The following is a 14,177-nucleotide window of genomic DNA, read 5'->3' as shown; positions in this document are numbered from 1 at the left end:
TAGTGTCATACGGGCCTCCGGTCACGGCCGGAGGCCTTCGTGCGGTCAAGGTTTATGCAAGACGAGGTGGGCGATGATGCGCCGCGTCACGAGGTAGGCGTTGCCGGCGGCGAGCGCCCCCGCGTACTCGTCACCCTTGGCAATGATCGCCCCGACCGAGGTCGCGGGCGGCGGGACGTCGATGTCGGATACCGCGCGCACCGATAGATAGTGATGCTGGAGACCGAAGGCCGCGAGCGCGGCGATGTCGCCGAGATCCTCCATGGCCGTGGTTGCGTAGCGCGCGGTCCCGTGGGTGTAGAGCGCGACGATGTGACGGGCGATACGTTGGTTTTGTCGTCCGATCCAGAAGTCGTCGCCCGAGACGTTGGCGCCCTCATAGACGCGGGGATGTTTGTGCAGGCTCAGGACGGCGTCGAGTGGCAGGACGGCGGCGCTGTCGGAAAGCGGCATCGCGCGGGTGGCGGCGTAGGCGGCCGACAGCAGCCCTGGCGCCACGCGATAGGCAAGCGTGTCCCAGGGGTTGTGGGCATACGGGGGGCGTGGCGGTGCCCACGCCATGTGTCCGGATCGCGTCAGATAATGGTGGCCAAACCCCCATGAAACGATCCAGTTGGCGAGATAGACGGAGCCGAGCGCCGCGCGACTTTGCACGCCGCCTGCGATGCCGCTGCGTATGAAGAGCGTGGCACGGCAATCGAGTCGTGGGTCGCGTACGATTGCGGTGGTGCGCACGGCGGCATTGATCTCGCCTTCGCCGGTGATGGCCACGCACACGCGTCGGGTATTGCAGATCATGGGCCGGGGCAGTCCCGGGACGCGTACCGTGTGCGTGTATCGTCCGGTGGCCTGCCAGACACGAAATTCCAGAGGGAAGGCGGTCAGGACGATGGCCCGCGGGTGGTAGGGAGGTGCTGCGTATGCCAGCTGCGGTGCGCCGAGGGCGGCGGCGAGGAGCGCGCGCCGTACTCTGTTTTTACCGGTGTTGCTCATGCCAGGTGACTCTCCGTGGGTTTGGGATCTTGGCAAAGCGCTGGCGGCCTGCGCCGGGGGTGTCACAGTCCCAGGCACAGGCCCTCGCTTCGCGGGTCATGCGCGCCCAGCAGAAGACTGCCGCTTGCGTTTATGGTGATGGCGCCGGCCTGGCCGGTGCCCGGATTCAACGCCGACACGATCTCGATCGGATAGCCGAATTGCTGCAGATCGCGGATCGCGGCGATGTCGGCATCGGACTCGATCTTAATGCCTTTGCGGCTATCGAGGAAGGTCGGCCCTACATGGATGCGCGGGCGCGCAAGCGCGGTAAGCGGATCCAGACCGAAGTCGACGAGCCGTGTCAGGATATGGGCGAGTGCCTGCGGTTGCCCGTCGCCGCCCTGCGAGCCGTAGATGGCGCGCATCTTGCCGTTTTTGCGGTACAAGGCTGGACTTAGGGTGTGGAGGGGGCGCTTTCCGGGGGCCCAGGCGTTGGGATGGCCGGCGATGGGTGAGAACGCCGCCCCCCGGTTATGCCATAAGACACCCGTGTCTCCGGCCACAACGCCGCTGCCAAAATCGAAGAATAGGCTCTGAATGAGACTGACACAGCCCCCGGCCGGGTCACGCACGCCGATCCAGACGGTATCGCCAGAGAGCGCCGCGTGCTCGGCATCCGGGGCGTCGGTCCCGGTGCCCGCGTCGCCGGCAAGCGGTGTATCGCCGAGCATCGCGGACACCGGCACGGGTGTGAAGGCGGGGTCCGCCACGAAGCGGTTGCGGTCGGCGAGCGCCGCTTTTATGGCCTCGATGAGCAGGACATAAAAGCGTGTGTCGTCGCCGCGCGCCCGTGGGATCTCGAAACGGTTCAGGAGGCGCAGGATCTGCAAGGCCGTGACGCCCTGGGTGGGCGGTGGCAGATTGAAGGCCTCCCCGTCACGGTAGGAAACCGCAAGCGGTGTCACATAAGCGGCGCGTGTCGCCTTGAGGTCGGTGTCGGTCACCACGCTTCCGGCGGCGTGCAGGCCGGCGGCCAGGCGCCGGGCGAGCGGGCCTTCATAGAAGCTGCGCGGTCCCTGTTCGGCCATGTGCGCAAGGGTCGCCGCGAGCGCGCCTTGCGTTTGCCGGCGACCGGCCTCGCACGGTTCGTCGGGGCGCTCAAAGGTGTCCTTGAAGCCCGGTTGGGGGTCGAGCGCGCTGCGGTGGGTTTTGTGCCAGAAGGCCTGGGATTGGCTCACTGTATAGCCTTCTTTGGCGCGGGCGATGGCGGGCCCGAGGAGGGTGGGCCAATCGAGGGTCCCTGCCCAGGACTCCCGGCTGAGGCGGTGCGCGAGCCGCCAGCTATCGACGGCGCCGGCGGTCGTGGAGGCCGCCGCCGGGCCGCGCATGGCATGCCCCACGTCGGGTGGCCGCACGGCGGCCGCCTGTCCTATGCCGAGGATGCCGAGCGGCTCGCGTCCGTCCCGGGCGAGCAACCAGCAGGCATCGCCACCAAGGCCGGTCATGTGCGGGTAGATGACGCACAACATGGCCACCGCCGCCAGGGCCGCTTCTATGGCATTACCTCCGGCGCGCAAGATGGCAAGGCCGGCACGCGTGGCGTCGGGATGGGGGGTCGTGACAAGTGCGGTATGCGACTGCGCTAGCATGGCAAGATCGGCTCTGATGGTGCCGGGCGACTGCCTGTGGAAACCCGGTGCCCGGCGATCCAGGTTCCAAGCGGGCGCTGCTCGAGTTCATCGGGCGAGCCCTCCAAGAGATCTTCGAACCATGCCCGCGGCGACTGTGCGCGCGTACCGCGCGGCATGAGCACGAAGTCCGCGCGCCGCCCCGGATCCAGACTGCCGGCCACGGCGCCACGCCCCATCGCCCGCGCGCCGGCGAGGGTTGCGCGAAACAGGGCCTCTTCGGGATCCACGCGGACGTCGGCCGTTTCGTGCTGGCGCCGGAATCTCTGCATGACATGGAGCATGCTGTGGCTCGGGCCCGCGCCCACATCGGACGCGAGCGCGAACGGGACCTGGTAGCGCCGCGCGCAGTCGAGATCAAAACGGCCGCTGTCCAAGGCCTCGTTGCTCGATGGGCAATGCGCGATCCAGCAGCCGCGCGCCTTGAGGCAGCGCCATTCCCGCGGGCTCAAATGGAGGCAATGACCGAGCACGGTACGGGGCCCAAGAAGGCCGGCCTCATCATAGACGTCGGTGTAGTCGAGGGCCTGTGGGAATAGCCGCCCCACCTCCCGTACCTCGGCTATCGATTCGGCAAGATGGGTTTGGACGGCAAGGCCTTGGTCGCGCGCGAAGGTGCCCAGGGCGGCGAGATCGTCGGCCGTGCAGTTTAACGCAAAGCGCGGTGTGATGGCGTAATGCGCGCGACCAAGGGCCTCCGACAGAGCGGCGAGATCGGCCGGCGGTTTCACGCTTGCCGCGACCAGATCGGCCGGGGCGTTCGCCGTCATGACCACGTTTCCCGTGATCCAGTCGCCACGCCTCGCGGCATGCGCGATACGCGCCGCTGCGGGGTGCGGGCTCGAATAGCTCATGCCCATCACGGTGCCGGCGGCCAGGCAATCGGCAAAAAACCGAGCCGCCCGTTGCTCGGCGAGCACGCTATCGGCATAGCGCGCCTCTTCCGGCCAGATGTGGGTCGCAAGCCACGGCAAAAGGTCTTGCGCATAGCGTCCGCGGACGGCATGCTGCACCCAGTGGATATGGATGTCGGCAAAGCCCGGCAGGATCACGCCCTCGAGTCTTACCGGTTCCCAGGGGTAATTCTTGACCACGTCATCGAAGCGTCCCAGCGCGCGGACCACGCCATCCAGGACAAGCAGGCCGGCGTCGTCCAGGAACTGCCAAGACTGGACGTCGACGGGATTCAAGAGGGCTGCCCGAAACAGGGTCATGAGGCGATGATGCCGGCCAGCGCCGCGCGCAGGTTGGTCGAAGGCGCGGTAGCCCCGAATATCCCTCCCTGCATGCTGATCATGCTGATCGCCGCCTCGTAGTGGCGCTTCTCGGTTGCGCCGGTACAGTCGGTCAGGAGCAGACATTCGAAGCCCCGGTCGTTGGCCTCGCGCATGGTGGTATGTACGCACACATCGGTCGTGATCCCGGTGAGAATGAGGTGGGTCACGCCCATCGTCCGCAGGATGTGCTCGAGGTCGGTGGCATAGAAGCTGCCCTTGCCGGGCTTATCGATGATGATCTCCCCTGCCGCCGGACGCAATTCCGGGACGATCTCCCAACCCGGTTCGCCGCGCACCAGGATGCGTCCGCAGGGCCCGGGCTCGCCGATCCCGGGACACACCTTGCGGCTGCGCCACGCCTTGTTCGCCGGCAGGTCCACGAGTTCCGGCCTATGCCCCTCACGGGTATGGATGACATGCATCCCCGGGACCTTGCGCACGACCTCCAAGGTCTCTCGGATCGGTGTAATCGCCGCGCGCGTAAGGCTCAGGTCGTAGCCCATGGTGTCCACATAGCCGCCCTCTCCGCAGAAATCGGTCTGCATGTCGATGATGAGAAAGGCGGTCGTGGCGGCATGCGCCGTCCCGTCGAATGGCCAGCGATACGGCGCCGCTTCGACATCAAATCCGGTCATTGTGTCCTCCTATTCGTTTTGGTCGTTGTCGACAAACGCCACGGGGGCTTGCCATTGGATCAATACCACGCAGCCTTCGCGGCTGTGCACGGAGTGGCGGCTTCCGGCCGGATTGAATACATAAGAGCCGGCCTCGTAGTCGCCGTGCTCGTCACTCTGGCTGCCCTGGATCACAAAGATGTGCTCATCTCCGGTATGGAGGTGCAGCGGTACGCGGGCGCCGGGGGCATAAGAGAGCAGCGCGATGCGCGGACATGTCCCCGTGAAGAGCTCGCGGATACGTACCCCGGTCCGCAGCACCCGCCACTGCGGGCTGTGCTGAGCCAGGTCCGACGGGGTCAGGACATAGCGCGAGACCGCCCTTGCCAACCGCTCGCGCCCATCGTCCGGGTCTGACTCCTCGGCGTGAGGCCGTGTCGGCGCATTCTCTTCTGGTTTCATGAATCGCTCTCGGGCCAACGATTTTTAAGTCTGTTGTCAGTGGGACCGAAGCAGTAAACGTGCCAAGCCGATGGGCTTAAGGCTGGCAAGGTTCTCCCGCGCCCCCCGTGCCATCCATGGCGATGGCCTCACCGTTTTCGTGCATACCAAGAACGTTCATGCCCTAGCAGGGGGCGCTCTTGCGGCGCGCTGGACGGCTGTCGGGGCCTACCGCTTCCCGGGGGGTGCCGGGTCACAGACGGACTTGAGCGTTGTTATCGGGCGGAAATACGCGTGTTGTGAACGATTCGATGCGCGCGTCATGGACCGCGACCGGCATAAGGCCGAGACGGCACGAAAAATGCTATGTACACATCGATGCATAACGATGACAGGTTCGGGACGACTCTCTTGAAGGACGCGCCTTTACGCAAAGACGGGACCGAAAAGGTGCGCGGCACGGCGCGTTACGTGGCCGACATCGGCTATCCGGGAATGCTCCATGCCGCGACATTACGTACGTGCCTGCCCGGTGGCACGGTCGTCTCGATCAGTTTCGATGACCATGTACCGTGGAGCGAATATGTGGTGGTAACGGCCGCGGACATACCCGGGATCAATGCCGTCAAGATGATCGAGACGGATCAGCCGGTGTTGGTGGAAACGCGGTATCGCCACGCCGGTGAGCCGGTGGTCCTGGTCGCGCACCCCGACCCTCAGGCTTTGGCCCGCGCCTTGGCGGCCATCCACATAGAAGAGCGCCCCTGCGCCGCGCCGCCGGTCTTTACTATCGATGAGGCCCTGCGCTTGGACACGCGGCGGATCGCCCCCGACAACGTCTACCGTGATTACCTCATGGAGAAGGGCTCGGTGATGGACGCCGAGAATGGGCCCTGCCATGTGTTTGAAGGGGAATATCGCACCGGGGCGCAGGAGCATCTCTATATCGAACCGCAGGGCATGATAGCGCGCGTGGAAGACGGCGTTCTGACCGTCGAAGGGTCGCTCCAATGCCCATATTACGTCCATGCGGCGCTGGTGTACGCGACTGGCCTGCCGGAGGAACAGGTTCGCGTCCTGCAATGCGCGACCGGCGGCGCGTTCGGGGGCAAGGAGGAGTACCCGTCGCATATCGCCTGCCATGCGGCGCTTCTGACCTTGAAGGCCGGCGGCCGGCCGGTGGCGCTCATCTATGGGCGCGGCGAGGACATGGCGGTGACGCCCAAGCGCCATCCCTCGCGTTCACGCGTGCGTCTCGGCGCGAGCCGCGACGGGCGCCTGCGCTTCATTGACATCGACTTCGCGATCGACGGGGGCGCTTATCTCACTTTGAGTCCGGTGGTCTTGTCGCGCGGCGTCATCCACGCCGCCGGGCCTTATCGTTGCGACAACATTCGCGTGCGCGGCCGCGCGGTGGCCACCAGCCATCCGCCATTCGGGGCATTCCGGGGATTCGGGGCGCCGCAGAGCATTTTCGCCCTGGAGGCCGCCCTCGACGGGCTGGCGCGCGATCTCGGAATGGCCCCGGATGTGCTGCGCCGGCGCAACATCCTTGCCCCGGGGGATATCTCGCCGGCCGGACAGAGCATCGAGGGGCCGCTCGATATGCGGCGGGTCATCGATCAGGCCCTGGAGGTCTGTGGCTATCATGCCAAGGTCGAGGCCTACCGGCGCTGGAACGTGCAGGGGGGCGCTACCCGCAAGGGGATAGGGCTTGCCACCTTCTACCATGGCGCCGGATTTACCGGCAACGGCGAGCTCGCGTTGCGCTCCCGTGCCGGCCTGCGCGTGGGCGCCACCGGCCTCGTGGAGATCCTGACATCGACCACCGAGATGGGGCAAGGCATGCAGACGACGCTCTCCCGGATCGTCGCCGAGGCCCTGAGCATCCCTTACGAGGGGGTCGCGGTGGCAAGGCCTGATACCCGTGACGTACCGAACTCGGGCCCGACGGTGGCTTCACGGACGTGCATGGTGGTGGGGGGGATACTCACGCAGGCCGCGCGCGATCTCATTGCCCGATTGCGCGCCGATGCCATGTTGCCGTCCGCGTATAACTACGACGAGTTCCGTGCCGCCTGCGCGCGACTTCATGCCTCCGGGGGTGTCACGACCGTAATCGCCGACTACCGGCATCCGGCGGGCAGTGAGTGGGACGAGTCGACCTTTCAGGGGAGCCCTTATGCGAGCTTTGCGTGGGCCTGCTACGTGGCCGAGGTCGAGATCGAGGTCGTGACCGGGGAGGCACGCATTCTCGACTTCACGGCCGTCCAGGAGGTCGGACGGGTTGTACATCCGACGGTGGCGGCGGGCCAGATCGAGGGCGGCGTGGTGCAGGGCATAGGCTACGCCTTGTTCGAGGACGTACATTTCGGGGCGGATGGGCAGATGGCCAATAACCGTGTCACCAACTACATCATCCCGACCAGCGCCGATATTCCGCCGATACGCGTATTGTTCCAGGAATCCCGGCACGGCGCGGGTCCCGGTGGCGCTGCCGGGATAGGCGAGTTGCCGATGGACGGACCCGCACCGGCGATCATAAACGCCATAAATGCCGCGCTTGGCACCGAGATTCGGCATGTGCCGGCGATGCCCGAGCATATCCTGGCGGCCATGGATCGGAGGTGCCCATGACAGTCCCATGCCGGTTCATCGTGAATGGATCGATAGTCCGCGGGAGTTTTCCGCCGGTGCGGCGTCTGCTTGATGTGTTGCGTGACGAGTGTGGTTTGACCGCGACCAAGGAGGGCTGCGGGGAGGGCGAGTGCGGATCGTGCGCGGTGCTGCTCGACGGCGTGCTCGTGAATAGCTGTCTTGTCCCGATCGCCGAGGTCAATGACCACGAGGTGACGACCCTCGAGGGTCTGCCCGCGGACGACCCCTTGTTCGCGGCGTTTGCGGCCACCGGGGGGACGCAGTGTGGCATCTGTACGCCGGGCATGATCATGGCCGCGCGCGCCTTGCTGAACGACCACCCGTGTCCCGATCTTTCAAGGATTCGTCAGGCATTGTCGGGAAATCTGTGCCGATGCACGGGCTACGGGGGGATCTACGCTGCCATCCGCGCGGCCTCGGGGCAGGGGGAGTGAGCATGTCCTGGTACGCGCCCCGCCATCTCGATGAGGCCTTGGCGTTGTTGGCGGAGCGCCCCCATTTGATGTTGATCGCCGGAGGGACCGACGTCATGGTCGGCCGTGATCCACGCGCCGAGGGTCACGAGTATCTGAGCCTCGGCGGCGTGGCCGGCCTGCGGGGCATCCGCGAGACCTCCACGGGCGTGGCGATCGGCGCGCTCACGACCATGACCGAGATCGGGCGGCATCCCATCGTTTGCCGGGCTCTGCCCGCCCTTGCCGCCTCGGCACGGGCGACCGGCGCGGTCGCGATACAAAACCGCGCAACCCTTGGGGGCAACATCATGAACGCGTCACCGGCCGCCGATAATGCCCCGGTCCTGCTGGCCTACGGGGCATCTGTGATCCTCATGTCGGCTGCGGGCTCGCGACACGTCCCCTACGAGCGATTCCATGACGGGTACAAGACCACGGTACGGCGCCCGGGGGAGATCCTGGGGGAGATTCTAGTGCCGTGCGCCCCACCGCAGGCGCGTCATTATTTTCGCAAGGTTGGAACGAGGCGCGCCCAGGCCATCAGCAAGGTCGGCCTCGCGGCCTTGTTGGCCGGCGGCCCCGGTGCCTGGCAGTGCGTGCGTTTCGGATTCGCGAGCGTGGCCGCGACTCCCATTCTTGCGCGCGCGCTCGCTGCCACCATCACGGGTACCGTTTGCGGCCTGCCGGACGATGAGGACCTGGCCGAGGCGCTGGGGCGTGATCTGGCCACCCGCGATGATATCCGCTCGACCGCCGAATACCGCCGGCGCGTCGCCGTGAACCTGGTGCGCGAGGCCCTCGCGCCGTGGAGACACCAAGGAGGTTTCGATGCAAGCGACTGAGGAGAGGGCGGTATTCGATGTGCCGCTCATGGATGCCACCGCCGACAACATCAAGGACTACGGCGTCATGATAGGTGCCGAGGTCCACAGGCCGGGCCTTGCGATCCCGTTCTATGCAAGTGTCGAGGAGGGGCAGAATCTGGAGTTCGCCTACCATGGGCGCGCGGTCGTGCGCACCGCGCGCATCAGCAAGCGGTCCTCGGAGCTCGTATGGTTCGAGCGACATCTGCGCATGACGCAACTTTTCATAGGGCTCGGCGATCAGCCGTTTGTCATGGTGTTGGCCAAGCCCAATCATGAGGCCGGCCGGTGGGTACCGGACTTCGCGGACATGGTGGCATTTAGGCTGCCCGCCGGGCATGGAGTCATGATCCACAAGGGGACCTGGCACGATTTTCCGATGGCGATCGACAAGCCGGTAACGGTATTTACCGCCAATTCCGAAGAGGTGGTGAACGCATTGTGCGCGGTGTCGGGTCCCCGGGAGATCGATGATGGGGATGTGTTCAAGATCGATGTCGTCGCCCGTACCGGGCGCATCCCCAGGGTTCCGTTCTGATGCGTGCCGACGTTCATGCCTTTGCGGCGGCGGCCCCCGACGATGTCGAAGGGCTCGCGCAGGCCTTGCGCGGCCGGCGTATCGCCGCCGCCGAGGTCGTGGCCGTCATCGGCAAGACCGAAGGCAATGGCGCGGGCAACGATTTTACGCGGGCGATGGCGACGCAGGCCTTCACGCGGCTATTGGCCGAACATCTGGCGATTCCGGAACGAGACGTCGAGCGCCGCGTCATGCTGTCGTTCTCGGGGGGCTCCGAAGGCGTCATAACGCCCCATTATCTTGTCTGCACGAAAACCGGGGTGGTGGCGCCAAGTGAACCCGCGACGCGGAAATGTCTGGCGCTCGCGGCGAGCCGCACGCGACCCCTCGGTCCCGAAGAGGCGGGGACCATGGTCATGGTGCGCGAGACCGAGGCGGCCATGCGCCGGGCGATGTCGGAGCTGCGCGTGCCTCCGGACGATGTGCATCTCGTGCACGTGAAGGCGGCGCTGCCGGCGGTAGCGGCCGGCGCCGTGAGCCCGGCGCGCTGCACCATGGCGTATGCGCGGGCGGCCTCGGCCCTGGGGGTGGCGGCCGCCCTCGGCGAGGTTGACGGCGAGGCGCTTACCGATGACGCCATAGCTGCGCGCCCCGATCTCTACTCGCAGGTCGCCAATGTCTCGGCCAAGCCCGGTGTGTGCGCAAGCGAGATTTTGGTATTCGCGAACTCGCCCTATTGGGATAGCCCGTGCCGTATCCACCACGCCGTGATGCGAGACATTATCGATATAGAGCCGGTGCGCGCGCTGTTGGCCACCGCCGGCCTGTCGACGTGCGGGCAGCTCGCGCCCGATCAGACACGCCGTATCCGTGCCATATTCGCCAAATCCGATGCCGATCCGAGTCATAGCATCCGTGGCCGCCGCCATACCATGTGGACCGACGAGGATTTCAGTGACATGCGCTATTCGCGGTGCGTGGTGGGTGCCGTGCTCGCGGCCCTGACGGGGACCACGGCGGTTTATGTCTCCACGCGCGCGGAACACATGGGGCCGCCGGGAGGGGGGCCGGTGGCGGTGATCGTCGATGAAGCCTGAGGCGGTCGCTTTGGTCGAGGTGGTGGTGACGCAGGTGGCGGGTTCGGCGCCGACCGCAGTCGGGGATTCCCTGTATCTCGGCGCGTCCGGTTGGCAGGGCTCGGTAGGGGGCGGCGCCATCGAAGAGGCCCTTAAGGCGCGCGCCGTCGCGTGCCGCGAACAGGGCATCGGGGCGGTCGTGCAATTTTCGCTCAGTAGTGAGCATGACCAATGCTGTGGAGGGCGTGTAACGGCGATCATTTGCCCCGTCCCGCTGGTGGCAGAGCCCTGGCTTCAGGAGGATGCGCCGCGTCTCTACAGCTGGGACCACCGGGATCAGCCGCTGTTGATGGGGGCCTGGCGGCGGGGTCGCTGGCATCCCGCCGCGGCCGAGCGGATCCCGGACCCGGCGATGCCTGAATGGCCAGCTGGCCTCCGTGTCGGGCAGGGTGGGACGTATTTTTGGAAACGCGCGGCGATGAGCCATCCGTTATGGCTCTTTGGCGCAGGGCACGTCGGTGCCGCGATCGCGGCATTCGCTTGCCGTCTCGGATATGACGTTTCGGTGTTTGATACGCGCCCGGAGTGGAACAATGCGGAGCGATTCCCAGCGGGGGCGGCTCGCCATATCGCCGCCATGCCGCCTGCCGAAGACACGAACCCCCCGCCATCGGCGCTCGTCATGACCCATAGCCACGGTCTTGACTTCGCCATCACCACCGCGCTCCTTGCGCGCCCCATCGATTATCTGGGTGTGATCGGCAGCCGGACAAAGGCCGCGCTTTTCCGAAAACGCCTCCGCGACCACGGTTATGGTGACAAAGATCTCGCCAGGCTGCATATGCCGATGGGGCTCCCTGGTCTCGGGAAGAAGCCTTATGAGGTGGCGGTTGCCGTTCTCGCCGAACTCCTGCAAAGGCGCCAAGGGGGGGTTCCGTGATGGCCGTGGTGTTGGCCGGCGGACGCTCATCCCGGGCCCACGCCCCCAAGGGTTGCCGGCGTATCGAGGGCCGCCCCTGGCTTTACCGCCAATGCCGCCGTTTGCGCTCGCAAGGTTTCGCACAGGTGCGCGTCGTGCTCGGGTTCTCGGCCATGAACACCGCGCGTTGCGTGCCGCCGGGAGTTCGGAGGATCTGGAACAGGAACCGGGCGGGCGGGCCGTTCGCGAGCCTGCGCGCGGGTGTGCGCGGCGCGCATGGCCCTGTCCTTGTGGTTTTGGTGGACGCCTGGCCCCCTGCGCCGGCCACGATCTGCCGGCTTCGCCAGGGATTGCGCGGGGCGTGTGCCGCCACCCCCACCTGGCGCGGGCAGGGCGGGCATCCGGCATTGCTTTCGCATGATCTCGCGACCGCCATTGCCGGGCACGGGAACCCGGCCAAAGAGCGCCTCGATCACGTGCTCGCGTCGGCTGGCGCGCACCGCATCGCCGTACAGGATCGCTCGATACGGCGCAACATGAATCGGCGCAGGGATTGGTCGCGCTATCTGCGATATCGCAAGCTAAGGAGGCCGCTATGGACGGGGTAGCGTCGCGTGTCAGTGCATCGGCTATTTATGAGAGCCTGAAAGAGATGATCTTGAGCTTCGAGATCTATCCCGGGAGCCGCATCACCGAGTCCGATCTCGCCGCGTTTTTCGGGGTGAGCCGCACGCCGGTACGTGAGGCCCTGCAACGCCTGGCCCAGGAAGGACAGGTCAGTATCCGCACAAAGCAGGGATGCTTCGTGCGCCAGATCAGCATATCCGAGCTCGCGCAGTTCTACCGGGTACGCACCGCGATCGAATGCCTGTCTTTGGAGATCGCCGCGAGGTCCATGGCCAAAGAGGCGCTGTGGGCGTTGGCGCGGGAGTGGGATCCCGCGCACTGCTCGGGAGCCGCCACCGACCTTAGCCTCATGGTGCAAAAGGAGGAGTCGTTCCACATGGCGCTTGCGCGTGGCGGCGGGAATCACGCCCTGGCGACCTATCTGAACGACATCAATGAGCGCATTCGGGTCATAAGGCGCCTTGATTTCACGGCCGGTTTCCGTATCGAACGGACCTACGAGGAGCATCACAGGATCGTGTGTCTGCTGCTGGAAGGGGACTTGGCGGCCGCCAAGACGCTCATGACAGATCACATCCTGCAAAGCGAGAAATTCGCGCGCAGCGTGACGTTGGAACAGCTGGCCAGGACCGAGAACGGCGCGGCCCGGTCCGCCATGCGCTAAGGCGCATGCGTGGGCGCTAATGGTGCGATCCTGAGGGCCATTCCCCATAGGCGGGCTTTGTCCTGCTTTGCGCGGTGGCACCGTCACGGGATCGGCGCGGAGTTTCGCGGTTTTGGCCGTCATAGCCCGGTAGTACCGTATGGCACGAAACATGCTGTAAGTGTATGCAAGGATGCATTCAAGTCCAGCGGCGTGAAGCGTTATTGCGTCGATCCGGAGAATGCACGGCATGATTCGTTCAGAAGTCCACGCGAAGGAGACGAATATGGTAGTCCTGCAATATATCGTTCATTTGGCAAATTATTCAGACGGCGTGCTGTATGTTTTGGCGCTCGTCATGATGTTGGAGATCGCGGTCATCATCGACCGGCTATGGTTCCTGCGGCGGGGCCTGAGAAAGGGCAAGGAGGTGATTCAGGACATATCCCGACGAGGCAAGATGCAGCGCGATGACCTGAAAGAGATCGTTGACCGCTGCGCGGGTCTTCCGGAGGCGCGCCTCGTGGAGGTGGCGCAGCGTTACTTCGGTCTCATCCACCACTACGGGAGCGCGCGCGGGGAGGCCTTCGCCAACCGCCTCGATGAGACCATATTTCTCATTACGCCAACGCTCGACAAGAGGTTATGGCTTCTCGACACGATCGTGACACTGGCGCCGCTTCTCGGGCTGTTCGGGACCATAATAGGGATGTTTCATGCCTTTTCGATATTGGCCTTGCCCGGCCATGCACCGACCTCGGTGACGGCCGGTGTGGCCGATGCCCTTATCGCGACCGCCACGGGACTTTTCATAGCCATGGTAGGTCTTATAAGTTTCAACGCCTTCAACAATGCCATAGAGAAGATCGTGTACCAGCTTGAGTCCCTGAAGATCCTGTTGCTCAATCGCATGGATGGTGCGCCGGTGTGGCCGGAAACCGGATCGGTTACGCAGGCGCAAGCACAAGAAGGCCGGCCGGCGGACGGCCGGGTCATGATCTGACGGGAGGATGCCATGACACCACGAATGGGTCGACGCAAGAAGGGTCGTGTGGAGATCATCCCCATGATCGACGTCATGCTGTTTCTGCTCGTATTCTTCATCATGATCACGATGCAGATGATCTCGGATCGGGGGCTGCACCTGAACCTGCCGACATCGAGCCAGGCGCACGCGTTGCCGCACCCGCATTTTGTCATCAACGTAAAGACCCCGGGCACGGTGGTCGTGAATGACAAGCACTATGATCTGGCGGCCTTGGTGACGATGCTCCATGGGGATGGCGATCCGGCCAAGACCCAGGTGACGATCGCAGCCGACAAGAAGGTGCCATTCCAGGAGTTCGTGCATGTCATGGATGCCTGTCGCAAGGCCGGTGTGAGCCAGATCGGGATCGCCACGGAGCCCAAGGCATGAACCGGTC

General features: G+C 65.3%; 15 protein-coding genes. 10 read left to right on the top strand and 5 right to left on the bottom strand.

Annotation, left to right across the window (positions count from 1 at the left end):
- Positions 1 to 45: 45 nt before the first annotated feature.
- From C4901_RS13440 to C4901_RS13420, 5 genes are all read right to left on the bottom strand, one after another.
- Positions 46 to 993 carry a phosphorylase gene (locus tag C4901_RS13440; protein ID WP_110137768.1) on the bottom strand — a complete coding sequence of 316 codons (948 nt, stop codon included), beginning with the start codon at positions 991 to 993 and terminating at the stop codon, positions 46 to 48.
- A 62-nt stretch (positions 994 to 1,055) separates the two neighbouring features.
- A complete protein-coding gene (locus C4901_RS13435; protein ID WP_110137767.1) occupies positions 1,056 to 2,624 on the bottom strand; it encodes a gamma-glutamyltransferase family protein in 1,569 nt (522 codons plus the stop codon).
- Positions 2,618 to 3,877, bottom strand: coding sequence for an amidohydrolase family protein (locus C4901_RS13430; protein WP_110137766.1), 1,260 nt, complete (start codon positions 3,875 to 3,877; stop codon positions 2,618 to 2,620). Before C4901_RS13430 ends, C4901_RS13435 begins: the two co-directional genes overlap by 7 nt.
- Complete coding sequence (locus tag C4901_RS13425) at positions 3,874 to 4,575, bottom strand: cysteine hydrolase family protein (protein ID WP_110137765.1); 702 nt, start codon at positions 4,573 to 4,575, stop codon at positions 3,874 to 3,876. The genes C4901_RS13430 and C4901_RS13425 overlap by 4 nt, the downstream gene beginning before the upstream one ends.
- A gap of 9 nt (positions 4,576 to 4,584) precedes the next feature.
- Positions 4,585 to 5,016, bottom strand: a complete 432-nt coding sequence (locus C4901_RS13420; protein ID WP_110137764.1) for a cupin domain-containing protein — start codon at positions 5,014 to 5,016, stop codon at positions 4,585 to 4,587.
- 345 nt (positions 5,017 to 5,361) lie between these two features.
- Here C4901_RS13420 and C4901_RS13415 point away from each other — a divergent pair, with 345 nt between their 5' ends.
- The 10 genes from C4901_RS13415 to C4901_RS13370 all read left to right on the top strand — a co-directional run bounded on the left by C4901_RS13415 (position 5,362) and on the right by C4901_RS13370 (position 14,170).
- Complete coding sequence (locus C4901_RS13415) at positions 5,362 to 7,632, top strand: xanthine dehydrogenase family protein molybdopterin-binding subunit (RefSeq protein WP_205736015.1); 2,271 nt, start codon at positions 5,362 to 5,364, stop codon at positions 7,630 to 7,632.
- Complete coding sequence (locus tag C4901_RS13410; RefSeq protein WP_110137763.1) at positions 7,629 to 8,087, top strand: (2Fe-2S)-binding protein; 459 nt, start codon at positions 7,629 to 7,631, stop codon at positions 8,085 to 8,087. Before C4901_RS13415 ends, C4901_RS13410 begins: the two co-directional genes overlap by 4 nt.
- 2 nt (positions 8,088 to 8,089) lie before the next feature.
- Positions 8,090 to 8,950, top strand: coding sequence for a xanthine dehydrogenase family protein subunit M (locus C4901_RS13405; RefSeq protein ID WP_168185739.1), 861 nt, complete (start codon positions 8,090 to 8,092; stop codon positions 8,948 to 8,950).
- A complete protein-coding gene (locus tag C4901_RS13400; RefSeq protein WP_110137761.1) occupies positions 8,937 to 9,509 on the top strand; it encodes an ureidoglycolate lyase in 573 nt (190 codons plus the stop codon). The genes C4901_RS13405 and C4901_RS13400 overlap by 14 nt, the downstream gene beginning before the upstream one ends.
- On the top strand, positions 9,509 to 10,585 hold the full coding sequence (locus C4901_RS13395) for a ring-opening amidohydrolase (protein ID WP_110137760.1): 1,077 nt from the start codon (positions 9,509 to 9,511) through the stop codon (positions 10,583 to 10,585). Before C4901_RS13400 ends, C4901_RS13395 begins: the two co-directional genes overlap by 1 nt.
- On the top strand, positions 10,575 to 11,504 hold the full coding sequence (locus C4901_RS13390) for an XdhC family protein (RefSeq protein ID WP_110137759.1): 930 nt from the start codon (positions 10,575 to 10,577) through the stop codon (positions 11,502 to 11,504). The genes C4901_RS13395 and C4901_RS13390 overlap by 11 nt, the downstream gene beginning before the upstream one ends.
- Complete coding sequence (locus C4901_RS13385; RefSeq protein ID WP_110137758.1) at positions 11,504 to 12,091, top strand: NTP transferase domain-containing protein; 588 nt, start codon at positions 11,504 to 11,506, stop codon at positions 12,089 to 12,091. The genes C4901_RS13390 and C4901_RS13385 overlap by 1 nt, the downstream gene beginning before the upstream one ends.
- Complete coding sequence (locus C4901_RS13380; RefSeq protein ID WP_110137757.1) at positions 12,079 to 12,774, top strand: GntR family transcriptional regulator; 696 nt, start codon at positions 12,079 to 12,081, stop codon at positions 12,772 to 12,774. Before C4901_RS13385 ends, C4901_RS13380 begins: the two co-directional genes overlap by 13 nt.
- Before the next feature lie 265 nt (positions 12,775 to 13,039).
- Positions 13,040 to 13,756, top strand: coding sequence for a MotA/TolQ/ExbB proton channel family protein (locus C4901_RS13375; protein WP_110137756.1), 717 nt, complete (start codon positions 13,040 to 13,042; stop codon positions 13,754 to 13,756).
- Between the two features lie 12 nt (positions 13,757 to 13,768).
- Entirely contained in the window at positions 13,769 to 14,170 is a 402-nt protein-coding gene (locus C4901_RS13370) for a biopolymer transporter ExbD (protein WP_110137755.1), read from the top strand.
- The last annotated feature ends 7 nt before the right edge of the window (positions 14,171 to 14,177 follow it).

Origin of the sequence: Acidiferrobacter sp. SPIII_3, assembly GCF_003184265.1 — a bacterium.
Taxonomy (GTDB): Bacteria; Pseudomonadota; Gammaproteobacteria; order Acidiferrobacterales; family Acidiferrobacteraceae; genus Acidiferrobacter.
Note: the sequence above shows the minus strand (reverse complement) of the source record. Positions and strands in the feature narration are given on the sequence as shown.